Origin of the sequence: Dyadobacter koreensis (assembly GCF_900108855.1) — a bacterium.
Lineage (GTDB): Bacteria > Bacteroidota > Bacteroidia > Cytophagales > Spirosomataceae > Dyadobacter > Dyadobacter koreensis.
The window spans coordinates 348,700-375,025 of record NZ_FNXY01000009.1 but is presented as its reverse complement, the minus strand read 5'-3'; the positions used below and the strand labels follow the sequence as shown (position 1 = coordinate 375,025).

General features: G+C 40.5%; 19 protein-coding genes. 9 read left to right on the top strand and 10 right to left on the bottom strand.

Annotated elements, in window-relative coordinates; translation table 11 throughout:
* The first annotated feature begins 46 nt into the window (after positions 1-46).
* Positions 47-241, top strand: a complete 195-nt coding sequence (locus BMY70_RS26785; RefSeq protein WP_090340752.1) for a hypothetical protein — start codon at positions 47-49, stop codon at positions 239-241.
* A 52-nt stretch (positions 242-293) separates the two neighbouring features.
* Here the strand turns inward: BMY70_RS26785 and BMY70_RS26780 are convergent, their stop codons facing one another.
* Both BMY70_RS26780 and hpt read right to left on the bottom strand, forming a co-directional pair.
* Entirely contained in the window at positions 294-1,694 is a 1,401-nt protein-coding gene (locus tag BMY70_RS26780; protein WP_090340750.1) for an MBL fold metallo-hydrolase RNA specificity domain-containing protein, read from the bottom strand.
* 122 nt (positions 1,695-1,816) lie between these two features.
* Positions 1,817-2,347 carry a hypoxanthine phosphoribosyltransferase gene (gene hpt, locus BMY70_RS26775; RefSeq protein WP_090340748.1) on the bottom strand — a complete coding sequence of 177 codons (531 nt, stop codon included), beginning with the start codon at positions 2,345-2,347 and terminating at the stop codon, positions 1,817-1,819.
* A gap of 108 nt (positions 2,348-2,455) precedes the next feature.
* Here hpt and BMY70_RS26770 point away from each other — a divergent pair, with 108 nt between their 5' ends.
* Complete coding sequence (locus BMY70_RS26770; protein WP_090340745.1) at positions 2,456-3,688, top strand: tetratricopeptide repeat protein; 1,233 nt, start codon at positions 2,456-2,458, stop codon at positions 3,686-3,688.
* Positions 3,689-3,821: 133 nt separating this feature from the next.
* Here the strand turns inward: BMY70_RS26770 and BMY70_RS26765 are convergent, their stop codons facing one another.
* The 5 genes from BMY70_RS26765 to BMY70_RS26745 all read right to left on the bottom strand — a co-directional run bounded on the left by BMY70_RS26765 (position 3,822) and on the right by BMY70_RS26745 (position 13,698).
* Positions 3,822-5,189 carry a dipeptidase gene (locus tag BMY70_RS26765; protein WP_090340849.1) on the bottom strand — a complete coding sequence of 456 codons (1,368 nt, stop codon included), beginning with the start codon at positions 5,187-5,189 and terminating at the stop codon, positions 3,822-3,824.
* 145 nt (positions 5,190-5,334) lie between these two features.
* Positions 5,335-5,991 (bottom strand): glycerol-3-phosphate 1-O-acyltransferase PlsY, encoded by a 657-nt coding sequence (gene plsY / locus BMY70_RS26760; protein WP_090340742.1) that lies wholly within the window; start codon positions 5,989-5,991, stop codon positions 5,335-5,337.
* Positions 5,992-6,144: 153 nt separating this feature from the next.
* Positions 6,145-10,809, bottom strand: a complete 4,665-nt coding sequence (locus BMY70_RS26755; protein WP_090340739.1) for a hypothetical protein — start codon at positions 10,807-10,809, stop codon at positions 6,145-6,147.
* Between the two features lie 86 nt (positions 10,810-10,895).
* The gene (gene prmA, locus BMY70_RS26750; RefSeq protein ID WP_143072160.1) at positions 10,896-11,732 is read right to left on the bottom strand and encodes a 50S ribosomal protein L11 methyltransferase; all 837 of its coding nucleotides are present in this window, start codon (positions 11,730-11,732) and stop codon (positions 10,896-10,898) included.
* 151 nt (positions 11,733-11,883) lie between these two features.
* Complete coding sequence (locus BMY70_RS26745; RefSeq protein WP_090340736.1) at positions 11,884-13,698, bottom strand: glycosyltransferase; 1,815 nt, start codon at positions 13,696-13,698, stop codon at positions 11,884-11,886.
* Between the two features lie 124 nt (positions 13,699-13,822).
* On the opposite strand from BMY70_RS26745, the gene BMY70_RS26740 reads away from it, so the two are divergent.
* Positions 13,823-15,496: a glycoside hydrolase family 10-like protein gene (locus BMY70_RS26740; RefSeq protein WP_229209793.1), complete on the top strand. Its 1,674-nt coding sequence runs from the start codon at positions 13,823-13,825 to the stop codon at positions 15,494-15,496.
* A 120-nt stretch (positions 15,497-15,616) separates the two neighbouring features.
* Positions 15,617-16,834, top strand: coding sequence for an NADH-quinone oxidoreductase subunit D (locus BMY70_RS26735; protein WP_090340732.1), 1,218 nt, complete (start codon positions 15,617-15,619; stop codon positions 16,832-16,834).
* Between the two features lie 297 nt (positions 16,835-17,131).
* Here BMY70_RS26735 and BMY70_RS26730 read toward each other — a convergent pair whose 3' ends face one another.
* From BMY70_RS26730 to BMY70_RS26720, 3 genes are all read right to left on the bottom strand, one after another.
* Positions 17,132-18,142: an aspartate-semialdehyde dehydrogenase gene (locus BMY70_RS26730; protein WP_090340726.1), complete on the bottom strand. Its 1,011-nt coding sequence runs from the start codon at positions 18,140-18,142 to the stop codon at positions 17,132-17,134.
* 335 nt (positions 18,143-18,477) lie between these two features.
* The gene (locus tag BMY70_RS26725; RefSeq protein ID WP_177197138.1) at positions 18,478-19,068 is read right to left on the bottom strand and encodes a DUF4082 domain-containing protein; all 591 of its coding nucleotides are present in this window, start codon (positions 19,066-19,068) and stop codon (positions 18,478-18,480) included.
* Between the two features lie 115 nt (positions 19,069-19,183).
* Positions 19,184-19,783: a 5-formyltetrahydrofolate cyclo-ligase gene (locus BMY70_RS26720; RefSeq protein WP_090340720.1), complete on the bottom strand. Its 600-nt coding sequence runs from the start codon at positions 19,781-19,783 to the stop codon at positions 19,184-19,186.
* Positions 19,784-20,055: 272 nt separating this feature from the next.
* Between BMY70_RS26720 and BMY70_RS26715 the strand changes: the two genes are divergently transcribed.
* The 5 genes from BMY70_RS26715 (at position 20,056) to BMY70_RS26695 (ending at position 26,224) form a co-directional block, all read left to right on the top strand.
* Positions 20,056-21,267 carry an NADP-dependent isocitrate dehydrogenase gene (locus tag BMY70_RS26715; protein WP_090340717.1) on the top strand — a complete coding sequence of 404 codons (1,212 nt, stop codon included), beginning with the start codon at positions 20,056-20,058 and terminating at the stop codon, positions 21,265-21,267.
* A gap of 298 nt (positions 21,268-21,565) precedes the next feature.
* The gene (locus tag BMY70_RS26710; RefSeq protein WP_090340714.1) at positions 21,566-22,696 is read left to right on the top strand and encodes a BamA/TamA family outer membrane protein; all 1,131 of its coding nucleotides are present in this window, start codon (positions 21,566-21,568) and stop codon (positions 22,694-22,696) included.
* Between the two features lie 68 nt (positions 22,697-22,764).
* Positions 22,765-23,550 (top strand): AAA family ATPase, encoded by a 786-nt coding sequence (locus BMY70_RS26705; RefSeq protein WP_090340712.1) that lies wholly within the window; start codon positions 22,765-22,767, stop codon positions 23,548-23,550.
* 219 nt (positions 23,551-23,769) lie between these two features.
* Complete coding sequence (locus BMY70_RS26700) at positions 23,770-24,987, top strand: pyridoxal phosphate-dependent aminotransferase (RefSeq protein WP_090340708.1); 1,218 nt, start codon at positions 23,770-23,772, stop codon at positions 24,985-24,987.
* 169 nt (positions 24,988-25,156) lie between these two features.
* Entirely contained in the window at positions 25,157-26,224 is a 1,068-nt protein-coding gene (locus tag BMY70_RS26695) for a ferredoxin--NADP reductase (protein WP_090340706.1), read from the top strand.
* Positions 26,225-26,326: the final 102 nt, after the last annotated feature.

Genomic DNA, 26,326 nt, shown 5'->3' with positions numbered 1-26,326 from the left:
TTTAAATATCAAATTGTTTATTTGTTATATACCAAACCTCACGATCATGAATTACATAAATAAAGCGATATATTTCATTGCCAAAATTTGGTTTGCTATCATCATGGTGTTAGCGCTTATATTAACTTCAATCCTATCTATCCCATTTTTTATCATTGAATGGATCGACGGCTCGTCGTCGGAGGGAAGCACGCTTTTGCTTCGAAACAGAAGAGTGACTATAGACAGACCAGGTAGTTGAGCATAATTTTAGCTAAGAAAAAAAGGAGCTTCATAAAAGCTCCTTTTTTGTTTTAAACCTCTACGCTTTCATACAACGCAGGGATGTGAATATTTTTAAATCCTGCTTTTTCCAATTTGATTTTAAATGAAACCTGCGTTTCATATTCTCCATGTACGAGAAATACTTTCTTGACATGTGCAGGATCTTGACAAGCCAGGAACTGAAGCATTTCGTTATAATCCCCATGCGCTGAAAATGAATCCATGACTTCCACCCGCGTTTTTACCGGATGCATTTCTCCAAAAATATTAACTTCCTTATCTCCACGTTTCAACGCGCCGGCAAGCGTATTTGGAGATGCATATCCCACAAGCAAAATCGTCGAATTCGGGTCTCCTATGTTGTTTTTGATGTGATGTTTAATACGGCCAGCCTCTGCCATGCCGGATGCCGAAATGATTATACAAGGCTCCTTTTTATCGTTCAAAGCAATGGATTCGCTTACATCAGAGATATAATGAAGATTCGGAAAAGCAAAAGCGTCCCCATCTTTTTCGATATAGTCTAGAATTTCAGGATTAAAACATTCCTCATGCTCCTTCATGATGCGTGTCGCCCGAATAGCAAGCGGACTGTCAATATAAACGTCAATCCGGGGAAGCCTTCCGGAGCTGGAAAGCTGGTCGAGCGCATAAATTAATTCCTGTGTGCGGTCAATAGCGAACGCCGGGATTATTACCTTTCCTCTACGTTCAACACAGGTTTCCTGAACGACTCTTAGCAAGTGCGCCTGCATATCGGTTTCTTTTTCGTGCAGCTTATCGCCATAAGTTGACTCGCAAATGATAAAATCAGCTTGTGGGAACGTATCCGGTTTGCGTAAAATATTATCTTCCGGACGTCCTATATCTCCTGTGAAAGTCAATTTTTTAAACGTTCCCTGATCAGGAATACTCAAATGGACTGCGGCACTGCCGAGGATATGTGCAGCGTCTGTGAAAAAAACGGCCACCTCATTGTCGGTTCCCAAATGGAATGTCTGATTGTATTGAACCGCATGTAAAAGGCTAAGAGCTTTTTCGGCATCTTCACCATTATATAATTCTTCCAATAAAGGTCTGCCCTGTCGCTCCCGTCTCCGGTTAATCCGTTCAAGATCTTTTTCCTGAATATGTGCACTGTCCAGCAACATAATTCTGCATAGATCGGCTGTTGCAGCCGTGCAATAAATCGGGCCGGAAAATCCTTTTCGAACTAATCTTGGAATTAAACCGGAATGATCAATATGTGCGTGAGAAAGAACCAGATAATCGACTTCGGCTGGTTTAAATCCAAATTCCTGATTGAACTCATCAGTCTGAATTCCCTGGAATAATCCGCAATCAAGTAATATTTTTGTCCCTTTTTCAGTAGTAACCAAATGCTTGCTACCCGTAACGGTGCGCGCGGCACCAAAAAACTGAATTCGCATGTTATAGTGGCTCGTTTGTTGAAAATTAAAAATTCAATTTGAATAAATTCGTTCAGAATCAACGCAAATAGATTTAAAATTTTCCTGAAAAGGTACTATTGAGTACTTTTGTAAAGGCAAGTTTATTCTGGTAGTACATACAATGCGTCCAGATTGCGGCCCAGGCCGTCGTAGTCCAGGCCATAACCAACGACAAAACGATTTGGAATTTCAAAACCAACATAGCGAAGATCAATCGGCTTTTTAATCGCGTCGGGCTTGTGAAGCAAAGTTGCAATTTCAATAGAATTCGGTCCTAGATCACTTATTTGTTGCAGTAACTGGTGCATGGTAAGTCCGGTATCCACGATATCTTCTATAATAATTACATCACGATCCGTAAGCGTTTCTTCCAAACCAATGATTTGCCGTACCTTTCCGGTAGATTCTGTTTGAGAATACGACGATAATCGGACAAAAGTTATTTCGCAGGAAAGGGGGATATTTTTTACGAGCTCGGAAGCAAAGAGAAATGCACCATTTAAGACAACTAAAAAGAAAGGTTTTCGACCTTCATAGTCTGTATTAATCTGTGATGCGAGCTCGGCAATGCGGTTTTCGATAGTCTCCTGAGAAATGAACGGAGTAAATGTTTTGTCGTGGATTGTAATCATGTCGAATTTTCTTAAACAGTAATATTAACTCTTTTTTCAAAAACACACTTCCCCGCAAACGTAAAATATGAATCCAACGTTAATATTGACAGATTTTTGAGTTTAAATATGAAAAAAGTGCTGGTTAAACCTTTTGCTTTCGGTCTTGTTATATTTCTTTCTATCACTTCTGCTGTTGCCCAACTTTATTCCTCGGCCGAACTGGACAAGAATTATGATATGGTTCTTAAGAATCCGGGCGTCCAGATAGAGGCAACAGAAGCGATAAACATGTTGTATAATTACAAGTTTGCCGAAGCTGATGCAGAATTCCGTTGGTTGCGCTATCGTTACCCCAAACACCCGATGCCACATTTTTTGATGGGATTGGCTGAATGGTGGAAAATTGTGCCCAATACAGACATAGAAACGTATGACAAGAAATTTCTCGCTCATATGGACTCCACCATTACATTAGCGGAGACTTTGTACGAAGATGAAAAAAACAAAATTGAGCCTGCATTTTTCCTGGCGGCTGCTCACGCATTTAAGGGGCGTCTTTATTCAGAACGTAAGCAGTGGACGAAAGCTACTTTCGCTGGAAAAAATGCACTGAAATATCTGGAAGTTTGTAAAGGAAATGGAGATCTTTCTCCCGAATTGCTTTTTGGGGATGGAATTTATAATTACTACGCGCAATGGGTGCCGAGTGAATATCCATTACTGAAACCAATTCTTGCATTTTTTCCGAAAGGAAATAAAAAGCTGGGAGAACAACAGCTGGAAAAGGTTGGCAATAATGCATTTTATACACGAGTGGAAGCCCGCTATTTCCTGCTGCAGATTTACAGTATGGAAAATGAATACGGAAAGGCATATGAAATGGCAAAATACATGTGGCAGACCTTCCCAAATAATCCATACTTCGAACGATATTTTTGCCGCACTGCCTTTGTGACGGGAAAAACAGGCGAAGCAGAAAAAGCAGCGCAGAATATTCTCGATAAAATCAGTCAGGGGATGCCTGGGTATGAGGGAGTAAGTGGTAGAAACGCGGCTTACGTTCTTGGATTTTATAACATGCAGTATTATCGTAATTATGATCTTGCCAGTCAGTATTTCAAGAAGGCTGTTGAATTTTCCACGCAGACAAATTCTATGAATGCGGGTTATTACGTTTCGTCGCTTTTGGGATTAGGGAAGATTGCAGAAATGCAGAAAAACTATGACGAAGCATTGAGCTACTACAAACTGGCTGATGATAAGGCAGACCGAAATTCAAGTCAGGACAAAGAAGCTAAAAAACACATCGACAGTTTGAAAAAACTAAAACGAGAAGAGCGTCGGAACAGGAGAAAATAGAACGTTTTATTACCCGTCGGATGGTAAAAAAACCATCCGACGGGCGTTCCGTCCGACGGCTTTTTCGCCGTCGGACGGATAATAAACAAAACCAGAAGTATATCCGCCTTATAACTAATTAAAATAACAGAAGCTACTCCCCCTTCTTCAATTTTGCATAATGCTTGAAAAACAAAGGAATCGTTTCAATGCCTTTGTAAAAATTAAAAAGACCATAACTCTCATTCGGTCCATGCAAGCCGTCGATATCAAGACCGAAACCCATTAGAATACTTTTTCTCCCTAATTCCTGCTCAAATAAAGCAACAATTGGAATACTCCCGCCTCCGCGGGTTGGTATCGGTTTTTTACCAAAAGATTCTTCCATCGCCATTTCTGCCGCTTTATATTCGATAGAATCTGTTGGCGTGACATAAGGCAGACCGCCGTGATGAGGAACGATTTTCACCCGCACGGATGAGGGCGCGATCGCTTCAAAATGTTTAGTGAACAAATCGCAAATTTCCTGATCTGACTGGTTCGGTACCAAACGCATCGAAATTTTTGCATTGGCTTTCGATGGCAGGACAGTCTTTGCCCCCTCACCGATATAACCTCCCCAAATTCCATTTACATCCAGTGTTGGCCGAACAGAAGTACGTTCGATGGTCGTATAACCAAGTTCTCCCGAAACATCTTCAATGGAGAGATCTTTCTTGTATTCATTCAGGTCAAATGGCGCAGCATTCAAAGCAGCTCGTTGCGAAGCTGTAAGTTCCTCTACATTGTCATAAAAACCAGGAATTGTAATATGGCCATTTTCGTCTTTAAGCGACGCAATCATTTCACATAACACATTAATCGGATTCGCTACGCCACCGCCGTAAACGCCCGAATGAAGGTCTCTGTTGGCTCCTACAACCTCAACTTCGAGATAGGTCAAACCACGAAGGCCCGTTTCGATCGAAGGAACATCATTTGCGATCATGCTGGTGTCTGAAATAAGAATAGTATCGCATTTCAGCATCTCGCGATTTGCTTTCACAAAGGTTTCCAGGTGAGAAGAACCAACTTCCTCCTCTCCTTCGATCATCATTTTGATATTACAAGTCAGAGTATTTGTTGCAAGCATCGTTTCCAGTGCTTTTACGTGCATATAAAACTGCCCCTTATCATCACAGGCACCACGTGCATAAATACGATCGTTTTTAATGACCGGTTCAAAAGGTGGCGAATTCCATAATTCATAAGGATCCGCCGGCTGAACGTCATAATGTCCGTAAACCAAAACTGTCGGCAATGACGGATCAATTATTTTTTCTCCATATACAATCGGGTGGCCGGGAGTTTCAAAAATCTGTGCTTTATCTGCCCCTGCGTTTGCAATGCTGTCACGCACAAATTCCGCTGCCCTGATCATATCATTTTTAAACTTTGAATCAGCGCTTACAGAAGGAATTCTGATCAGGTCTAAAAGCTCATTTAAAAATTTATCGCGGTTTTTTTCGATGTAGTTATTCATTGTTTTTGCATTAAAAAATTTAAAATTAGCCGTTTTAAACTTCAATTACAGTTTATAAATCCATGCGATTTTAACGGTGCCGAATATAAAAAAATAACCCCTAAGGTTATGGCCTTAGGGGTAGGTATTTCTAATTTTTTATTTCTTAGGATTGTCCTTTCGATTTTGATTTGGCGAAAATATTTACGCGGCTTTCGTTTCCATTCAGCAATCTTACAATGTTTTTCTGGTGCGTGATCACGACCAGGACAAACATGACAAAACCGAAAATGACAAGCAATGTTTCAGGCTGCCCGAAAACACCGAGCAACGACATTACCGGGAAAGCCAGTGTTGCCAGAATCGAACTTAGAGAAACATATTGAGAGGCGATCAATGTCAATATAAAAATGGCGATGCTCAAAGCCGCAAGCTCCGGGTGTATGGCAAGTACCATTCCTAACAGCGTGGCAATTCCCTTTCCGCCTTTAAATCCAACAAATACCGGGAAAATATGTCCTACAATGGCGATTATACCAAAAATAATCTTGTACATTAAGATATCTCCCTCAGCAATCGTCCCCATATAAAACAACATTGAAGCAAGACAAGTAGCAGTCCAGCCTTTCATTACATCGATGAGCATGACAATCGTACCTGCACGTTTGCCAAGCACTCTGAAAGTGTTGGTTGCACCTGCATTTCCACTTCCGTGTTTACGTACATCAATTCCGAAATAACCAATTCCGTACCATACCGAACTTGGTATAGATCCCAACAAATAGGCGGCTATTGTCGTAATTATAAATAAGGCAACGCTCATTTTGTATTATTAGTAGGTTAATTTGAACTTTAAAAGTTTCTTAAAAATACGGTACTTTCGTCACATAAGCAAGCAAACGGTATTTAAACATTAAAATGCAAAAATAGGTTTTGTTTGCCGGAAAATAAAATTTCGTATCTAATGATTTGACTATCAGAAACCTTCTGCTTTTTCTTCTTTCTTCTTTTTTTCTTCCGCCGGAATAACTTTTTTCTTAACGGTTTTGGTAAGCTTAGCCTTTTTAATTGCTGGCTGATAGAAGTCGTCAAACCGGCTTACGAACAAATCCTTCTCTTCTACGCCGATGGAAACCAAAGACATGTCTTTTGACTTTGAATTTGCGCCTTTGGATGTGACCAGATCGTTAAAATCCATTTGTGAAGAAACAACTCCCAGCTCCTTATCCTTATAATCAAAATAATACCAAACGTCTGGTGAAGCCTGAATAAACATACTAAATTCATCACCGAGCTCAGAGCGGCGGATTTCCAGAACACCTTCCATCTGCGCATTGATATTATTTTTCCCAAAATGAGAAACACCAATCGGGCCTTGTGAAAAATAGGCGTTGTGAACTGGAGACCAATGCAAATCAACACTGGATAGTGCAATAGCCGCATCGAGTGCTGGGGACGCATCGAATAAAGGTTTATATCCCGCAGCAGAAAGTTTAAGGTACGCATCCACACCTTTGGAGCCTATAAGTCCTGAAAGCTTCCTGTTCAGATTTTCGGCGTCATCGTCGGCTGCTGTGCTATTTTGTTCTTCAAGATTGGTTTCAACAATCTTTGCAGCCAGTTGAGGAAGAACCGGTTCCAGGGCCGATAGTTTCATCAAAAGCAATGAATTGAAAGTGAACTTAGAGCTGTCGACCTGTACATTAGCAATTGCTGTGGATTGCAGCCAGTCTGATGACGTAAAGTTCATTGGGCCCGAAAAGGACGCGATACCAGTTTTGTCATCAAATTTCAAGGTATTTCCCTCGTCAACCAACCCGTCTGGTCCTGCCGGAGGAGCTACTTTGAAGGCTTTGCTGTCTTCATCATAATTCATTGTTCCCTGAGCAAGATAAATATCCTGATCACCATCGGATTCTTTTGGCGACAAAAATGTCATATACATTCCGCGGCTTTCATTGAAATGCAAACCAACAGAAAGTGGCATATCGTGCTCGTTTCTAAGATTTTTGTCAATTTTCACCCCTACTGTCTCGCCGGGCGTATCCTTGTAAACGATCCATGAACTTTGGAAATCCTTACGGAATTTAATCACCGGCTTCACAAATCCTTCAAGTTGTAGAGAAGGCTGGTATGCGATAAGGTTGATATCACCTTTGTATTGAATTCTTGGAGACAAAATCAGATTTTCAGCTTCCTTGATGTCAGCCTTTGCAGTGGTATAATAACGGATCGGACCGGATTCTTTATTGCCCTTCGATTTTTTTCCTTCTGCTGCGGCTTCAATTTCTCTCAACTCAAAATTCTGCATTTTGATATTAAAAGTATCTTTTCTTGCCGTTATATACTGGTAAGTCGCTGAGCCTTCAAAACGGTTTCTGGAATCGATTTTGATATCGGCATCACGCAATCGGTGAGAGGCGTTCAGCGTATCGATTTCGATTCTGGCTTTTTTCAACGGTGCAATTTGTCCGTTGCTTCCGATACTAACAACTCCTTTATCCGGGATAATTTTGACATCGGCAGTACGGATAAAAGGAACGCCGCGTACATTAAGCGTTACTTTTTCAACATCATAAATACCTTCCGAAGCTTCGAAAGTCAAGCCTTCCTGTTCAGGCGCCAGCGAAGTATATGAAGATGTTTCTCCAAAACCTTTCATCAAAATGGTTTTTTTCAAAATGTCCCATTTTGCAGTGGCGATCAGTGTTTTGTAAGAAGCGGCAGGAAGCTCCATCCCAGAAGAATCAGAATCGAAACCGGTCGAATCGGTGACAAAATTCACTACCGAAGTTTTAATGTTAAAATCGATATTTACATTGCGGCCACTGAGGATATTCTTGGAAGATTTCGCCTGCCCACTGTTAATTACAAATAGAGATCTGTTGGCCAGAAACCCGTCTTTGTTAAATTTGATATCGTCCGAAGTTAATTCTGAATCAGGGCGTTTTAATTTTCCATTACCATAAAGTCCGGACGACCTGAGCAGCAATCCTCCTTCAAGGCTTGTGGTTCCTTTATAAAATGAAAAAGATTTTCCCTGTGTATTTATAAACATACTATCTGAATTCGGGAACCAGCGCAAGGCGTAATCTTTCAATTCCACAGCCGGGAAATACCCCTTTCCGATCGTAGCTTCTTTAATACTTGCAATTTCACCGGAAGCAAGCAGGGAATCGGCAGTCAGCAAGATATTTTTAGCCGTCATGGAAGCCGATAAATAGCGCATTACCGCTTTTGATTTTAAACCGCTGTTATCCATCGTCAAAGTATCCGTAAAACGAGCCATGGCCTTTCCGCCATAAAGCTTCATTTCAGTTACCGGCGGCTTGTACTCAAAACCCAGCGAGTTGTCCGGCATGCTTTTCAAAATAGTTTGGATTGGAGGGAGTATACCATTGGAATTGAAAGTACCTTCAAAGATCACATCACGCTGATCCAGTCCATCCATATCAATTTTCGGAATTTTGAAAAACACTTCGCGCGGATATAAAACAGTTCCTCTTTCCGGTTGATCGAAGTATACGATCATCCCATCCGGCACGACAAGCCGCGGTGATTTTTTTCCTTTCTGAACTCCTGATTTATTTGCAGGGTCACTGAGGTAAAAAGTACCGCCCTTTTCATATTTTACGTGACCGCCGACCTCTCCGCTTTGTCCTTTTACGAATTTTTCTTTCGGTGTAAATGTGATTGAATCGTTTGGATTAACATTCACGAAAAATTGTCCGTAATTGAATTTAAGATTTTGTCCGCGGAACTGATAATTGTTGGCCACTAATTGTCCATTCAAAGAAAAGTCACGGTTGCGTCCAATAACTAGTTTTTTATCAGAAGGAACAGCAAATATTTTCAAGGAATCACTGACAACAAAACGACCGACACCAAGCACAGTTAATAAAGTATCTTTTAGCGAAATGGTAGCATTGGCAGTTTCGTCATTGGCAGCAAATTGTGAACTAACCTGGAAGTTGTCATAATCTGTTTTGTCCAGACTTCCCAAAACATACAAAACCCCTTTTTTAGATACTGAAAATTCATCCGTGGTTTTGTCATATTTGAAATAACCTTCAAGTGCCAATCTCTGCAAAGCACGGCGAATGATGACGGGATCCTGTTTGAATTTTTTAGCAAGGTCTTCAGCTAGGAATGAAGGTTTTTTTTCAGTCTGGGTATAATTAGCTGCCATTAGGAGAGGTTGAAAACCAAATTCCTGAGCGATACCACGAAAGCGTTCTTTTTTGAAAAAATCAAAGGATTCAAGTTTGACAGGAACAACCTGCTTCCCGTCGATACGCGTAAACTCGACTTTTTCATTCGGGAAATTCCATCGCATAGATTGGGCCCAAATACTCATTTTGTGATAAGAATCCTGATAGGGTAACGGGCCAAAATCCGTTTTTTCGGCGCGTCCAAGTTTCACTTGTCCTTCCTGATCATTATAAATAAATGTGACGCCGGGGTGGTATAACGAATCTTTTCCCATCGGCATAGTGAATGAAGCGAGCGGAGCAGAAATGACAGAGTCTTTAAGTGAGAATTTTCGGCTGGTAGCTGAAAATGCGGGTTTATCCTGAAACGAAACGGTAATTTTAGAAGGTTCATCAATCAGCGAAGTACTATACATCGTAGTTCCGATTAGTGCGAAACCTCCCTTGTAAGCAATATTTTTTCTTGAAGCTTTTAACTGTGCATCATTTTTATTGGAAACGAAACGTGGATATTGTGCTGGCTGGCTTCTGGACCGCTTGACGCTGCGATATTCCAAAGTTCCTTTAATTGGATTAGCCAGTTGGTTTTCGTTATGCAGGGTTACGTTTTCCGCAACTATTTTTGGCTGTGTTATATTGAAGGAATAAGTGTCTAAATCTGTGTAAATAGAAGAATCCCCTGCCGTTTGCCAGTTGAATTTTCCTCCCTTACCAGCGAAAATTCCATCTTTTAACGAAATACTTCCCGTTGTCGGGCCAAAAGCAACAGAATCGCCTGTGGCGACGATTCCGAAAACAGCATTTTGCAAATCAATTACAGCACCTGAAACGGGAGGTAAAGGATTTGATTTTGGGGCGATAACCAAATTTGAGTCGACGGGTGTGTCCCAGTTGTCAGAGGCCTGAACTTTCTGCGCTTCAACTACGGCAGCGCTTGTTGTATCAAAACGGAATTTATAGGAACCGCTAAGTAAATAAAGTGAGTTAAAATTTGATGTGTACAGTTTGTTGGTTTCTATGGTATTTTTAACCGTTTCAAGAATACGCTGCATCGTTTTTGCATCATATTTATCACCAGACTTTGCGGCAAGGTCGAGAAATCCATCAACGTCTCCCTGCGATTTTACTAATGTCGCCGTGTTTTTTATAAGCAAGTGAAGCACAGGACCCGCTTTCTGGCCTTTTGAGAATTGGGTTTTGACAATACTGATGAATTTATTTTGCTGTGGTGAACTTACAGCGCTCATCCAGACACTGTCCAGCTGCGCGGTTGATCGTATGTAAACTGGATTTTTGCTGCCATCCATCAGTTTTCGGATCTGTACCATAAACTGACCAGGATCGTCGGAAGCTTTGAGATTTTGTGCGGAGAGATTTTTTCCTCCGAATAAAATAATACAAGTTAACAGGAAGTAACGAATGATCTTCATGTAGTATTTAGCAGAGTTTGATCTTAGTGTTGTGAATTTAAGATACTGAAAATCAGAAGTTAAAATTCAGTATCTTAAATATTTATCTATTTATTCTTTTCAAATATGACAGTCGCCCACTGATTACGTGTGTTGGATCTCAATTTTGTAAGTCCATTTTCGGCTCCACAGTTTTCGATGTCAGCCTGATCCATTTCATAAAATCCACTGGTAACTAACCATCCACCCGGCAATAAATGTGAAACGTATTTCGGAATCTCATCAAGCAGGATATTACGGTTAATATTGGCCAGAATTCCGCCGAATTTTTTGTCAGCAGGTACTTCATTAATTGTTCCTTTAAAAACTTCCGCTTCTTCTCCCAAACCGTTCATTGCAAAATTTTCCGCGGTATTTTCAACAGCCCACTCGTCGATATCAAATCCAAGTAAATTTTTTGCACCTAATTTTGACGCCAAAATGGCAAGAATACCTGTTCCGCAGCCCACATCCATGATGGAAAGACCTTCGTGGGGCAGGTGAAGCTGCTCGTTCATAACAAGCCAGGTTGTTTCATGGTGCCCCGTTCCAAAAGACATTTTAGGCTGAATCAACAAGTCATATGTAAATTCAGGATCCGGCTCATGAAATGTGGCCCGGACGCGGATATCTTTACCTACTTCAATAGGCTCGTAACTTCTTTCCCACTCCTCATTCCAGTTCTTTCTTTCTAACGATTTCCATGAACTTGCTATTGCGGTAGTCTCACTGTATTTGGCAATTAGCTCCTGCAAGACTGCTTCATTAAAATCTTCTTCCGGGATATAAGCCGAAAGTCCTTCATCTGTTTCGACAAAAGATTCAAATCCAGCCTCCGCCAGTTCGGCCATTAGTATTTCTGTAAATTCAGATTCGAGTTCGAGTTGTACTTCTACGTAATTCATGCGATTTGGTATGGATATGCTATGGTGAAGGTCTTGAATTTTTTTAGAAATTCAAGGAGAGAGATAACATTAAAAAGGCCCACATATGCGTGAATTTGCACTGTGGGCCTCATCAATATTTTAAACTGTCTGCGTTATTTAGAGAATAAGATCAAGGTTTTCTCCGCTTTGTTGCCAGATCGTGCGCTGTATCATAATACGATCTTAGATTCATCCAGTCGAAAACGTCCGAAATATTTTCAACACGGTTTCGCTGCATGATACGGTCGCGACGTTGCATTTTAACAAATTTGAAAAGGATATCAGCCATTTGATCCGCTGCCTGAGCATATGTCTGCGATTTACGGTTGATCACGTAGATACCACGATTTTCATAATCCCTCATGATTTGCATGATGTAATCACCAAATCCCGAAAGATCACTCGTAACCGTTGGAACTCCACGAACTACGCATTCCAGTGGAGTATAGCCCCATGGTTCATAGTAGCTCGGAAACACTCCAAGGTGACATCCGCGAACAAACTGACCATAGTCCAGACCAAATAACGGATTGGTTGAAGAGATAAAATCCGGATGATAAACGATCTTTACGCGGTCACGCTCGTTATTTACAAGATTGGCTTTTTTACAAAAATCGGTGATTCCGTCTTCTTGCTTCAAATCATGCGTAACAAACGCAGGTAACTTATCTGTTTTCCAGGTTTGAATCGTCCGGCGTAAACGTAGGCGCCAGTATTCATCAACAAAACTATTCAGATCCGGCATTTTATGGTCTGCACCGGAAGCTGCCGCGAGAAAAAGTTTTTCCCCAACTTCTTTTTCAATAGCGGTACAAGTTTCCTGCAACTCATTTAGAACCGCACGGGATTGAAGAACGTCAGGGTTTACAGAATAATACGGTTGTTTTGTCACAATGAACATCACAACCGTCATATCCATATTCGCCTGAACCATTTTCCAGTTAAGTCTGGCCAGTGCTTCAAGAGTTAGATCATAACCCTTATTGCTATATTCGTAGCGGCCGGACGTAAAGAAATAAAGTGTCTTGTCCAGATCAAATGAATAGCTCGGGAAAAAGTGACCCAAGACAAACTCGTGAATACGTTCCTTATATTTTAAATGCAGATTCTGAAACTCGTGGACAGCTTGGAAACGAACCACATTAAGTCCATTTGGTGTAACCAGGTCAGGCATTCTACCAAGAAAGACTTCACATTCACGTGCAGTTACATCACTTACCGTTGTCAAAACATGTGCACTCAGCGCAGCTTGTCTTTCAATGGATGCCTGCGTGACGATGCCATAGTTTTTTGCCTCCTGTTCCCAATCGAAAAATGGAAGTTTGCTGTAAAAGCCATCCACATTCTGCGCCAGATAGCGGCCAAGCATCGTGGCATGTGTGGTGAAGGTTGTCGCAACCTTTATATTTTCACGTTTTAAATCAGGAAGACCGCTGCTAGCCATCCATTCATGAAACTGTGCAGAAATATCCTCTCTTCGCGCATTTTCCTCTGCATATTCTTTCAGATAAATACGTACCATTTCACCAAAACATAATGTCTGGTTAACCAAAGGCTCTACATTAATGGTAGAAATGCGGTTTTTTTCCCAGAGGTTATACTTTACCACATCAAGTTCATGAGCGATACTTTCCAAATCGAATAGCACGACACGTGGTTTCCCGGTTACCAGCCAAAAACCATAATGCACAGTGTACCCCAGCTCCCGCATTCTGCGTACTGTTCTTCCAACATTGCAATCATCAAGATCTGTAATCTCTTCAAACTCGGCAGATGCCTTTTTCTCAAAGTATGGGCCTAGCAAGTAATAATTATCTTCCCATTTTTCCACCATTGCCGGCACTTTGGTTCTGATAACGGTATAAATCCCACCGACCTGATTGCAAACCTCCCAGGCTATTTCAAAAAGGACGTTTTTTTTAGTTGTTTTTACAAATGGTTCCAATATGGGATATGGGTTAAAACGTTATAGCTGTATATGTAAAGGGTAATTTCCTGAGGGTTTGTCACAAAAATTCCTTGTAATTACACAATAAATATCCAGAAAAATAATTCACAATAGCAATATAATGGACATGTTTATTTGCCGTTACGACAAATTAAGCAAGTTCTCGGCTAACTTTGGACTAAAATACGTTACTTTGATCGGATTAACATTTTGCATGCGTTTTATAGTGAAAAAAATTCCAATTATTGCGTTTTCTTTATTGCTGACCATTTTTTTGCTTCAAGGATGTAAGGCCCAAAGTACAGATTTTGAGCCTGTTTATCCTCCAAAACGGGAATTTAGAGCTGTTTGGATCGCCACGGTTGATAATATCGATTGGCCTAGCAGTAAAAATCTTGTGCCCGATGAACAACGTAATGAGTTTTCTGCGCTGCTTGATTTTCATAAGCGGGTAGGAATGAACGCAGTTTTTGTTCAGGTACGTGCCGCAGGGGATGCTTTTTATGCAAAAAGTTCTGAACCATGGTCCGAATGGCTGACGGGTCAGCAAGGGAGAAGGCCGGAACCTATGTGGGATCCGATGGAATTTATGATTCATGAATCGCATCGCCGCGGTCTTGAATTTCATGCATGGTTAAATCTAAACCGATTGGTCCATAAGTCTTCTAAAAGTATATCTTCTGACAATATAAGCCGTCTTCATCCGGACTGGATACTAAGTTATGACGGATATAAATTATTTAATTTCGGTATACCGGAGGTTCGTCAGTTCATTACGGAAATTGCAGTAAACGTTGCCAAAAACTACGATGTAGACGGAATCCATTTCGATGATTATTTTTATCCATACGCTGTAGCAGGGCAGGTCATTTATGATGATGCTACTTTCAGACAATATGGACGAGGTTTTACGAATAAAAATGACTGGCGCAGGAATAACGTGGATTTGCTCGTAAAACAGATCCATGAAGCGCTGATGCAGGTTAATCCAAAGATAAAATTCGGAATCAGCCCCTGCGGAGTATGGAGAAATAAAGGTACGGATTCTGAAGGCTCAAAAACCTATGGAGCACTTGCTTCTTACGACGACCTTTTCGCAGACAGCCGGAAATGGGTTCGTGAAGGCTGGGTCGATTATATCGCACCGCAGGTTTACTTTTCTTCGAAATTTGGGAAAGTACCATACAGAAATCTTGTCGATTGGTGGACGGAAAATTGTTATGGACGTCATTTTTATGTAGGTGTAGGTGCTTACCGGGTTGGTGGAAAAGAGAAAGATACCCAATGGGCGAACCCTACAGAATTGCCAAATCAGGTTCGGTATTCACGAGAGAATGAAGCGGAAGGAACGATATTCTTCAGCTCACGTTCGCTTAAAAATAACAATCTTGGTTTCGTTGATAGTTTGAGGACTGATTTGTTCCGTTACCCCGCACTTGTCCCGACAATGTCCTGGAAAGATGCTATTCCCCCGCTTACTCCCAAGAGTTTAAAAGCGACGCTTTTAAATAACGGACTTGAATTATTCTGGGAAAAGCCGGATCCTGCAACTGACGGGGAAACGGCAACTTATTATGTCATTTATCGGTTTGATCCAAGTGAAAAACCTTCTGCACATGATCCAAGGAAGATTCTTGGGATGGCATATGAAGGCGAGAAATTCGTTGATACGACGATACAAGTGGGAAAAAGATATGTTTATTATATCACAGCAGTTGATCGACTGCATAATGAAGGCCGTCCAATCGGGCCGTTAAAGGTTGAGGTATTTGATCAGAAATTGCAGCGCTTTTGAAATAATAACAGACTCTTTAATTTAATTTATCAATTGACACGAATTCCTTCGTAATCAATTCAGCAAGGTTTTTGTTTCTATATTTGGTAAGACTTTCCGAAAGAAAAATAAACAAATAGTATGAGTAACGCCATTCAATACGAATATCGTCCAGAGTATCTTTCTGTTTCTGCTCCAAATAAATACAACTCCGAAACGCTTCGTACTGAGGAGATGGTGTTGAATATGGGACCTCAACATCCGTCGACGCATGGAGTGTTAAGGTTGGAAGTGGTAACGGACGGTGAAGTAGTGGTTGACGTAGTGCCTCATATCGGTTACCTTCATCGTTGTTTTGAAAAACACGCAGAAGCACTGCCCTTCAATCAGATTATTCCATACGTAGACCGAATGGATTATGTAGCTGCCATTAACTCGGAACACGCTTATGTAATGGGAGTGGAAAGGATGCTTGGAATTGAAAATGATATTCCGAAAAGAATTGAATATATCCGTGTTGTTGTTGCAGAATTAAACCGGCTCGCTTCTCACTTTGTCGCGCTAGGAACGTATGCTATGGACATCGGTGCCTACACGCCTTTCTTATGGATGATGCGTGACCGAGAGCAGATTTTACGCTTATTGGAATGGGTAAGCGGAGCAAGAATGCTATATAATTACATCTGGATTGGCGGTTTGTTTTATGATCTTCCTGTAGGGTTTGAAGAGCGTTGTGCTGAATTTATCAAATACCTGAAACCAAAAATTATCGAATTGCAGCAGCTTGTCGTTGATAATAAAATATTTATCCAGCGAACAGCAAATGTCGGCGTTCTTCCATTGCCGGTTGCAATAAATTATGGCTGCACAGGCCCGATGCTTCGTGGCTCCGGTTTACGGTATGATTTACGTCGGGTAGATGGTTACTCAGTATATCCCGATTTAGATTTCGATATTCCCATTGGCGAAGGCAAAATGGGAACTGTTGGTGATTGCTGGGACCGTACCTGGGTTCGTGTTGTTGAGTGTTGGGAATCGGTAAAAATTATTGAACAAAGTCTGGCTCAGCTTCTGGACACCCATAAACGTACGCCTTCTTTTGACCCGCAAGCTGCTGTTCCTAAAAAAATTCGTCCCAAAGCAATGGATTTTTACGTTCGTGCTGAAAACCCAAAAGGAGAATTAGGATTTTTCTTCCGTACAGACGGTCGCTCGGATATACCTGTCCGATGCAAAGCCAGAGCATGTTCGTTTAATAATCTTTCAGTAATTGGAGAGTTGTCAAAAGGTGCATTGTTGGCAGATTTGGTAGCGATTATTGGATCTATTGATGTAGTAATGGGTGAGGTTGACCGGTAATAATATTTTTTCCTTACATTAAAATCATGGATCAAAAATAGCGTCTTTCGAGGCCTGCTGTTTATAAAAAACATGTAACTAACACATTTCGACTCTATCGGAGCCTTCCGAAATTTAAAGGATACTCCTCCGGAGGAAACAAATTGCAATTTAAATTCTATGATATAAACAGAGTTCTCCGATGGAGCGATCTGCCTGATAAAATCTGGTGAATAAGATCATTTTCAAATAAGTTATAAACAAGAACAGAGTGATCATCTGACCACTCTGTTCTTGTTTATAACTTATTTGAAAACCTTATGCTTCCTGCCCAATACCAACTAAATCATGTTTTGCAAGGAATTCAGCGATTTGAACGGTGTTGGTAGCGGCTCCTTTACGAAGGTTATCAGCAACGATCCACAAATTCAAAGTTTTTGGCTGAGATTCATCACGACGGATACGACCAACAAAGGTTTCGTCTTTTCCATGTGCTGTCAATGGCATTGGATAAAGGAAATTTTTCGGATCATCCTGAATGATCACGCCTTCTGCTTCACTCAAAATTTGGCGAACTTCGTCAAGATCAAATTCATTTTCAAATTCGATATTAACAGCTTCCGAGTGACCACCGATGGTAGGAATACGAACAGTTGTTGCCGTTACTGCGATACTGTCGTCACCCATAATTTTCTTCGTTTCATTCGTCATCTTCATTTCCTCTTTGGTGTAACCATTATCAAGGAATACATCGATATGAGGCAAAACATTTAAATCGATCGGATGAGGATAAACTTTCGATACGCTGTGATCGCCTGAGCGTTCTGCAAAAAGCTGATCAACGGCCGCCTTTCCAGTACCCGTTACTGATTGGTATGTCGAAACAACAACGCGTTTGATTTTATATTTCTGGTGTAACGGATTCAAAACCACCACCATCTGAATAGTAGAGCAGTTTGGATTCGCTATAATTTTATCTTCTTTTGTCAGAGTCACTGCATTGATTTCTGGCACTACCAGTTTTTTCGTAGGGTCCATTCTCCACGCGGATGAATTATCAATAACAGTAATTCCAGCCTCGGCAAATCTTGGAGCAAGTTCTAGTGAAGTACCGCCACCGGCAGAAAATATCGCGATTTCAGGTTTGGCTGCGATGGCATCCTCAAATCCGATTACCTTAATCTGTTTACCCTTGAATGTAACTTCCTTACCAACAGATCTTTCAGATGCAACGGCCAATAATTCCGTCACGGGGAAATTACGCTCTTCGAGCACTTTGAGGATTTCGCCGCCTACCAGACCGGTAGCGCCTACTACTGCAATTTTCATTCTAAAACCAAGATTTATGTGATTTGTAAAATTGTCTGTTACTCAACGAATTTGGTCAAAATGACCTGGTTCTGAAAAGTGGTGCAAATTTACGATGAAAATTAATAGGAAACTGTGTTTTTGTTGTACAAATGCTTCAGGACAACAATTTAATCGACAATAGTAATAGTTGGCTGTGAATCACTTTCAATAATATTGAGAATTGTGATATACATACTAGCGACAAGGCAGCACATTTCTGCTCTCAGATACTAAATTATGTCTCTAAAAAACAAAACCCGGATAACAGTCGAGTAAATTGCTGAACATCCAGGTCTGATAAAGTGTTTTTACTTTTAGTCTGGAATGAAAGTAAAATCAGCGAATCCATACATTCTGCCTGTTTCAGCTCCTCCGTCGGGAAATTTCGGCGTTGCAATTGCTTTATAAACAGAGGATTGAACGAGAATACTGCCACGTGCAATTGGAAAAATATTTGTGTTAGCATTTGAAATGGTAAAAAACTTTTTGGCACTTCCACCGACAACTGTATTAATGCTGATTACATATTTTTTATCCTTTTCAACGAGAAATTCATCAATACCGGATTCTACAAATTTCTCAGGAGTAGATTGTTCCAATGTCTTTTGACGAAGCAGAGTCTTGGTTGTTTGATCCCATAATGATACGGTATAAGAACCCGGCTCTGGCATTTTACAGCTTAGTTTTGTGATTTTACCTGTTGAAGAAGTACTGAAAACATATCCTAATTCCCAGGAAACAGCGGAGGCAGTCGTTTGGGTCCAGGTAGGTTCCTGCAAAAGAGTGGTCATAATATTTTCACTAGGCTTTACATTTACTGCCTCGTCATCATCCTTGCTACAGGAAATCAAGGTCATCGACGCGATCAAGACAATTACCGATAAATAAGTACGAAAGTGTTTCATGTTTTCTAAAAGTTTGAAAATGGACATTTATGCTGGAATTGGTTATTTTAATTCCTTAGTCGCACTTCTTATTTTTCAAGGAAACATGAGAATAGAAAAAATTTTATTTCTAAAATTAAATCGGAGCACTGTCTGTATTGGTAAAATTCAGAATTGAAGAAGGTGTGATGCAGAAATCCATTGGTACGTCATAAGCATCCAGGTCGCTGATTTCCTCAACAGGCTCAAAAAATGAAACGCCAATTTTTAAAGCAGTAGGCTTACATTGAGCTAAAAACCTATCATAATAACCTCCGCCATACCCTACCCGAAATCCTTTTTTATCAAAAGCTAAAAGTGGGATAAGGACAGCGTCAATATCGCTGGGCAAAACTTTGAGCGAAGTTTCGGGATCCGGTTCAGGAATTTTCCATTGATTATTTCTCAATATTGTTTCCGATGTTAATAGATAATGTTCCATTTCCCTAGTACCGGGAATAACTCGCGGTGAAATGATTTTTAACTGATCGAAACTACGTAGGAAAGAAATGATTCTCCAGGTATCAATTTCACTTTTACCGAGTTGGGGCAGAAATATATGAATCGTTTTTATTCCAATTGTTTCAAAAAAATGTTTGCTGTTTTTCAGTATTGCTTCGTTTTTGTCTTCAATTTCCTTGTCAGAAAGTTCCTTCCTCTTTTGTAAAAACTCTGAACGCAGAAGGGATTTATTCATAATTCGGTTGAGAGATTAATGGACGGGATATTATTAGGTTTCAATATTATAAAATTTATCCGGCGATCGTTTACATTTTGTGAGAAACCGGGTAGATCGGGTTTTTAGCCGCTTTTTATATGATAATAGCAAGAGTGGTGTAATACAAAATTTGAAAGGATGAATTATAAATTCAAACTTACTTCCCGTTGTGTTTCGCCTTTTCAGTCTATTATTTGTACTTTCACCGTCGCATTTCAATATCTTTAACTTTCGAATAGTAAATAATAATCATGAGCAAAATCAAAGTTGCAAATCCCGTAGTTGAGTTAGACGGTGATGAGATGACTAGAATCATCTGGAAGTTTATTAAAGAAAAACTTATTTTACCATACCTTGACGTAGATATCAAGTACTACGATTTAGGCGTTGAATATCGCGATGAAACAAACGATCAGGTAACGATCGACGCTGCTAATGCGATTAAAGAATATGGTGTAGGTATCAAATGTGCTACAATTACCCCTGACGAAGACCGCGTAACGGAGTTCAACCTGAAACAAATGTGGAAATCTCCAAACGGAACGATCCGTAATATTTTGGATGGAACCGTTTTTCGTGAGCCTATCGTAATGAGCAACGTACCTCGTTTGGTAACAAACTGGACTGCTCCTATCATCGTTGGCCGTCACGCTTTCGGCGATCAATATAAAGCAACAGATTTCGTTGTACCAGGAAAGGGAAAACTTACAGTTAAGTTTGAGGGCGAAGATGGAAAAGTAATTGAGCACGAAGTGTATCAGTTCCAGGGCCCGGGTGTTGCGATGGCGATGTACAACGTAGATGAGTCGATCCGTGGTTTTGCGCGTTCTTGTTTCAATGTTGCAATGGGTAAAGGTTGGCCTTTATACCTTTCAACTAAAAACACCATTTTGAAAAAATACGACGGTCGTTTCAAAGATATTTTCCAGGAAGTTTACGATGCTGAATTTGCAGGAAAGGTACATTACGAACACCGTTTGATCGACGACATGGTTGCTTCTGCGCTTAAATGGGAAGGTAACTTTGTCTGGGCTTGTAAAAACTATGATGGTGACGTTCAGTCGGATACAGTTGCACAAGGATTCGGTTCTCTTGGTTTGATGACTTCGGTATTGTTGACTCCGGATGGAAAAACTTTGGAAGCTGAGGCGGCACACGGAACAGTGACTCGTCACTACCGCGAGCACCAAAAAGGAAGACCAACTTCTACTAACCCGATTGCGTCAATCTTTGCATGGACACGTGGATTAGAATTCCGTGGCAAGCAAGATGGCAACCAGGAGCTTATCGATTTCTGCCAGACTTTGGAAAGAGTTTGTATTGAAACGGTTGAAAGCGGTAAAATGACAAAAGATTTAGCTGTTTGTATTCATGGAAATAAAGTGAATCACGGGGAGCACTATCTGTACACCGAAGAATTCCTTGAAGCAATCAACGACAATTTGCAAGCTGCATTAGCTTAATATAATACAGGTAAACACTTTTATAGCCGTCAGTTCTACTTAGAGCTGGCGGCTTTTTTGCTATATCGGTCTTTATAATGGATCTTTCTTTCAGACTTAGAAAAAGCTTAGATCTTTTATTTGCGGGTATGAAATTTGTATTTTGAGCTACATTTGATCTCATTTAACTTGATTTGTAAACTTGTTCAAAGTCCTTTTATTTCTTTTTTCCTTTTCAATTTGCGGAGCTTTTTTTGGGAATGTTCTAGCGCAGACTGTCGTACCCGCTCAAAATTCCAATCGAGTAGAAACGAGTGTTATGCCTGATAGCGCCGGCATTGTTGACAAAGTCGAGGATAAAGATATTATGGATATTCTTGGCCAGCTCAAACGAAAAAGGGATTTAACAAAAAATAGAGATAAAAAACCCCGAAAAATTCTTTATTCCATGGTTCCGGCTGTCGGATATACACTTTCGACAGGATTTGTAGGTCTGTTAAGTGCCAATGCTGCATTTTATTTAAGCGATTCCTCGGCAACAAATATTTCGAGCGTCAGTACCAGTTTTAACTATTCCCAGTATAACCAAATTACTATTCCCATTCAGACAAATATCTGGACAAAAAACAATGGTTATAACATAATTGTCGACTGGCGTTACTTCAAATATCCACAGGACACCTATGGTTTGGGAGGCCACAGCTTAGTAGAAAATGCTGATCAAATCGATTATTCACATGTTCGTCTGCATCAGACAGTTTTAAAAAAGATCACAGGCGCATTTTACCTGGGTCTTGGCTATCATCTCGATTATCGTTGGAAAATTAAGCAGGAAGGAATGAACGAAGATGTTTCATCTTATGGCTTGCCGCCGAAATCTGTTTCTTCCGGTGTGGTTGCAAATGTTTTGTATGACAGCCGTAGAAATTCAATAAATCCACAAGGCGGATTATACGCAAACGCGCGTTATCGAAATAATCTGAAAGTGTTGGGCAGCAATACAAATTGGGAATCGCTGGTTTTGGAATTTCGGAAATATGTAAACTTTCCTCGTGGAAGCAGAAATACACTGGCATTTTGGGATTTCAACTGGCTGACTTTGTCAGGCAAACCGCCTTATCTGGATCTGCCAAGTACTGCCTGGGATCCATCAAATAATACCGGTCGCGGATATATTCAGGGAAGGTTCAGAAGTCCGAATATGTTATATTTTGAGTCGGAATACCGGTTTTCATTAACTCAAAATGGATTGATTGGTGGTGTCGTTTTTGGTAATGCGCAAAGTTTTTCCAACTGGCCAACCAGAAAATTTGATAAAATAGCTCCGGGAGGAGGCCTTGGAATCCGACTGAAAATCAACAAAACGTCGAGAACAAATATCGCTGTTGATTATGGCTTCGGGACGAAAGGTTCGCGTGGTTTGTTTGTGAATCTGGGAGAGGTTTTTTGAAAAAAATGTGTTTGTTAATCTGTTGAATTAAACAAATGGTTAATAGGTAAATTTTGTATCTGATTAGTATGATCGCTTCCATTGAAATCCAGAACTATCGTAATCTTAAAAACCTCAATATAGATTTAGTAGGTCAGTTAAATCTGATCACAGGAAAGAATAATACCGGAAAAACAAATTTCCTTGAATCCATTTTTTTCTATGCTTCGCAGAAAGAAATTCAATCGGCGGAAAGGATAATTGTTAATGATGTGGCGACAGATTTACTGTCAGATGACGAAATTTTGAATCCGCAGAATGTAAAATTTATAAGGGCACATTCCAGTATACAAAGTCTGCTGCGTGAAAACTCTTTCGATTGTTTTAATGATTTTATTACAGAGAAAGCGTTAAATTTCTTGAAAAAGATTGACGATCGAATTTTAGAAATTGATTTTCTGGCCGATAATCTGCGCAATCCGATTGCGACTTTTAAGAATGGAAAAACCGTTGCGTTGTTACGGATGGGCAGTGGAGTGCATAGAATTCTTACGATTCTACTGGCATTAAGTACATCACAAAATGGTATTGTCCTGATTGACGAGATAGAGAATGGCTTCCATTATGGCGTAGAGGGAGAGCTTTGGCTGCTTATTTCAGCAATTGCAAAAGATCAAAATATCCAGGTATTTGCTGCAACGCATAGCATTGATAATATCAAAGCTTTTGGGAAAACTGTCAACGAGGAAGATGGCGCTGCAATACCGGGTTTATTGATTAAACTCGAAAATATTGATGGAGTGATCGAACCGCTAACTTTCGACTCTGATGAATTAAAAGTTATTGTTGAAAATTCTATTGAAGTAAGGAAGTAAATGTTTGGTTAACAGATTATTAATTTGTTTTAACAGGAAGTTTAATCATCTGGTATAGGAGATATTTTTCAGGCATATATTCTTTTTTTTCTTTAACCGCTCCTATTTCTTACGCTACTTCCAAAAAACCCGTAACTTTGCGGGCAATTTGTTGATATTGACCTGCGACAGGTTCAAATCTCAAATGAAATATTTTCATTTAACTTAATTTTTGTTGCAATGTCCGCAGTAGCAGAGCAAACCCAGGTGCTGGCCGACCGTATCAATGCCCTCGAAGAATCTTCAACGTTGGCAATGACGAAAATGGCCCGTGAATTGGCTGCCCAAGGCCACAAAGTGATCAGTCTGAGCGTGGGAGAGCCAGACTTCAAAACGCCCGCATTTATTTGTGAGGCTGCCAAGAAGGCAATTGACGATGGATTTCATGGATATTCGCCGGTAGCAGGTTACCCTGATTTACGAAAGGCGATTGCTGATAAGCTTAAGCGCGACAATAATATAGATTGGAAACCTGAAAATATCGTGGTTTCTACAGGAGCTAAACATTCTCTGGCCAACGTGATCCAGGTTTTGGTAAACCCAGGTGATGAGGTACTTATCTTCGCTCCGTATTGGGTTAGTTACTCCGAAATGGTGAAACTGGCGGAAGGGAAATCTGTGATCGTAGAAGGTGCTTTTGAAAATGGTTTCAAAGTTACGGCTGCACAATTGGAAGCTGCAATTACACCTCGTACGAAAGTGGTGATGTATGCATCTCCTAACAATCCGACCGGTGCTGTTTATTCAGAAGCTGAATTGAGAGAGATAGGTGCAGTTTTGGAAAAACATGAAGGAATTTATGTTTTGGCTGACGAAATTTACGAATATATCAACTTCACAGAGGAAGGACATTTCAGCATGGGATCAATTCCTGCATTGAAAGACCGGGTGATCACTGTAAACGGAGTAGCGAAAGGATTTGCTATGACAGGATGGAGAATCGGGTTTATCGGTGCTGCAAAATGGATCGCTGACGGTGTTGAAAAATTGCAGGGACAAGTTACTTCCGGTACAAATTCAATCGCCCAGAAAGCTGCTACGGCTGCTTTTAACGGTCCGTTGGATGCAACCAAAGAAATGACAAAGGCATATGCCCGTCGTCGTGATCTTGTTGTTGGTTTGTTAAAAGAAATTCCTGGTTTCAAAGTAAATGTTCCTGACGGAGCGTTCTACGCATTTCCGGATGTAAGTTACTACTTCGGAAAATCTGACGGAACCAATGTTATCAAGGATTCAGACGATTTTGCAAACTGGTTGTTAAACAATTCTTACGTTTCAACCGTAGCAGGTTCAGGTTTTGGTGCGCCAAATTGTATCCGGATTTCAACTGCCGCAGCTGATGAATCATTGGCAGAAGCAGTACAAAGAATCAAAGATGCGGTTGCAACTTTGAAATAATATAGAACAAATTTATTGCCGGCCTCATGGATTTTTCAATACCATGAGGCTTTTTCTTTACCCAGGCGAATTACCTTTGCTAATTCCTTGTTAAAGGTTAAAAGCACCATAAACTCTGAAATATCAAAGGACTGACAGCTGATAGCCGAAAGCCGACCGCCAAATCACCATGAGCAAATATTATTTTTTAAAGGTTAAAGAAATAGAAAAAGAAACGGAAGATGCATCTACAATCCATTTTTGGCATCCTCTCAATGAAGTAGTTGCCTATCGTCCCGGACAATTTATTACGCTTCTTTTGCCGGATGGAGACAAAAAAGTGCGTCGTTCCTACTCCATGTCCAGTTCTCCTTATACAGACGTTTCCTTAGCAATCACGATCAAACGTGTTCCAGGTGGATTTGCTTCCAATTATTTACTGGATACTATAAAAGTAGACGATGTGCTTGAAGCCATGGAGCCCATGGGAATATTTTTTCCAAAACAGGAGGATGACCAAACCCGTCAGGTTGTTTTTATCGGCGCAGGAAGTGGAATCACGCCATTGTTTTCGATCGCCAAATCCATTTTAATGGTTGAACAGGAAAGTGAAGTTGTACTAATCTACGGCAGCCGGACTGAATTAAGCATTATTTTTAAGGATAAAATCAAGGCTCTTAAGGAAAAATATAAAGAGCGATTCAAGGTAGTTTATACGCTGAGTCAGCCAGACGACAATTGGGCAGGAGAACGTGGCCGTTTGAATAAAAGCCATATCCTGAAAATCATGGAAGGTTTGCCGGATTTGAAGGTCAGCGAAGCCGAATATTTTCTATGCGGCCCCGAAGATATGATGGAAGAAGCAAACCGTGCTTTGGCCATCAGAGGCGTTGCGTTAAATAAAATCAGACAGGAAAGTTTCCTGACTGCTACTGCATCAAAACCGGGAGAAGTAACCTTGGAAGAAACCGACGATTCCCCCAAAACGCACGAGATTACGCTTTTTTATGAAGGAACGGAATATAAAGTGCCCGTAAAACCTTATGAAACGGTGCTGGAAGCGGCAATGAACATGGATATTGATCTTCCGTATTCTTGTCAGGCCGGAATGTGCACGGCCTGTATGGGCCGCTGTGTATCCGGAAAAGTGACATTGGACGAGGAAGATGCTTTATCAGAAGCGGAATTAAAAGAAGGTTTTATTCTAACCTGCGTGGCGCATCCCATGAGTGATGATGTGGTGATTGAGGTGGAATAAATTCGATATATAGAATTCAATAATACAGTGCTATACAAAAGGATATTGACGGTCCTATTGTATAGCATTGACTTTTTTACGGGCTAATACGGGTAACTTTAC

Bases quoted from the DNA above. Each gene is read 5' to 3' on its own strand.
- prmA (WP_143072160.1), bottom strand. From the start codon at position 11,732: ATGAATTACGTAGAAGTACAACTCGAACTCGAATCTGAATTTACAGAA.
- BMY70_RS26785 (WP_090340752.1), top strand. From the start codon at position 47: ATGAATTACATAAATAAAGCGATATATTTCATTGCCAAAATTTGGTTT.
- BMY70_RS26780 (WP_090340750.1), bottom strand. From the start codon at position 1,694: ATGCGAATTCAGTTTTTTGGTGCCGCGCGCACCGTTACGGGTAGCAAG.
- BMY70_RS26695 (WP_090340706.1), top strand. From the start codon at position 25,157: ATGAGCAAATATTATTTTTTAAAGGTTAAAGAAATAGAAAAAGAAACG.
- BMY70_RS26720 (WP_090340720.1), bottom strand. From the start codon at position 19,783: ATGAATAAATCCCTTCTGCGTTCAGAGTTTTTACAAAAGAGGAAGGAA.
- BMY70_RS26710 (WP_090340714.1), top strand. From the start codon at position 21,566: ATGCCTGATAGCGCCGGCATTGTTGACAAAGTCGAGGATAAAGATATT.
- BMY70_RS26755 (WP_090340739.1), bottom strand. From the start codon at position 10,809: ATGAAGATCATTCGTTACTTCCTGTTAACTTGTATTATTTTATTCGGA.
- BMY70_RS26725 (WP_177197138.1), bottom strand. From the start codon at position 19,068: ATGAAACACTTTCGTACTTATTTATCGGTAATTGTCTTGATCGCGTCG.
- BMY70_RS26730 (WP_090340726.1), bottom strand. From the start codon at position 18,142: ATGAAAATTGCAGTAGTAGGCGCTACCGGTCTGGTAGGCGGCGAAATC.
- plsY (WP_090340742.1), bottom strand. From the start codon at position 5,991: ATGAGCGTTGCCTTATTTATAATTACGACAATAGCCGCCTATTTGTTG.
- hpt (WP_090340748.1), bottom strand. From the start codon at position 2,347: ATGATTACAATCCACGACAAAACATTTACTCCGTTCATTTCTCAGGAG.
- BMY70_RS26765 (WP_090340849.1), bottom strand. From the start codon at position 5,189: ATGAATAACTACATCGAAAAAAACCGCGATAAATTTTTAAATGAGCTT.
- BMY70_RS26740 (WP_229209793.1), top strand. From the start codon at position 13,823: ATGGACATGTTTATTTGCCGTTACGACAAATTAAGCAAGTTCTCGGCT.
- BMY70_RS26700 (WP_090340708.1), top strand. From the start codon at position 23,770: ATGTCCGCAGTAGCAGAGCAAACCCAGGTGCTGGCCGACCGTATCAAT.
- BMY70_RS26770 (WP_090340745.1), top strand. From the start codon at position 2,456: ATGAAAAAAGTGCTGGTTAAACCTTTTGCTTTCGGTCTTGTTATATTT.
- BMY70_RS26705 (WP_090340712.1), top strand. From the start codon at position 22,765: ATGATCGCTTCCATTGAAATCCAGAACTATCGTAATCTTAAAAACCTC.
- BMY70_RS26715 (WP_090340717.1), top strand. From the start codon at position 20,056: ATGAGCAAAATCAAAGTTGCAAATCCCGTAGTTGAGTTAGACGGTGAT.
- BMY70_RS26735 (WP_090340732.1), top strand. From the start codon at position 15,617: ATGAGTAACGCCATTCAATACGAATATCGTCCAGAGTATCTTTCTGTT.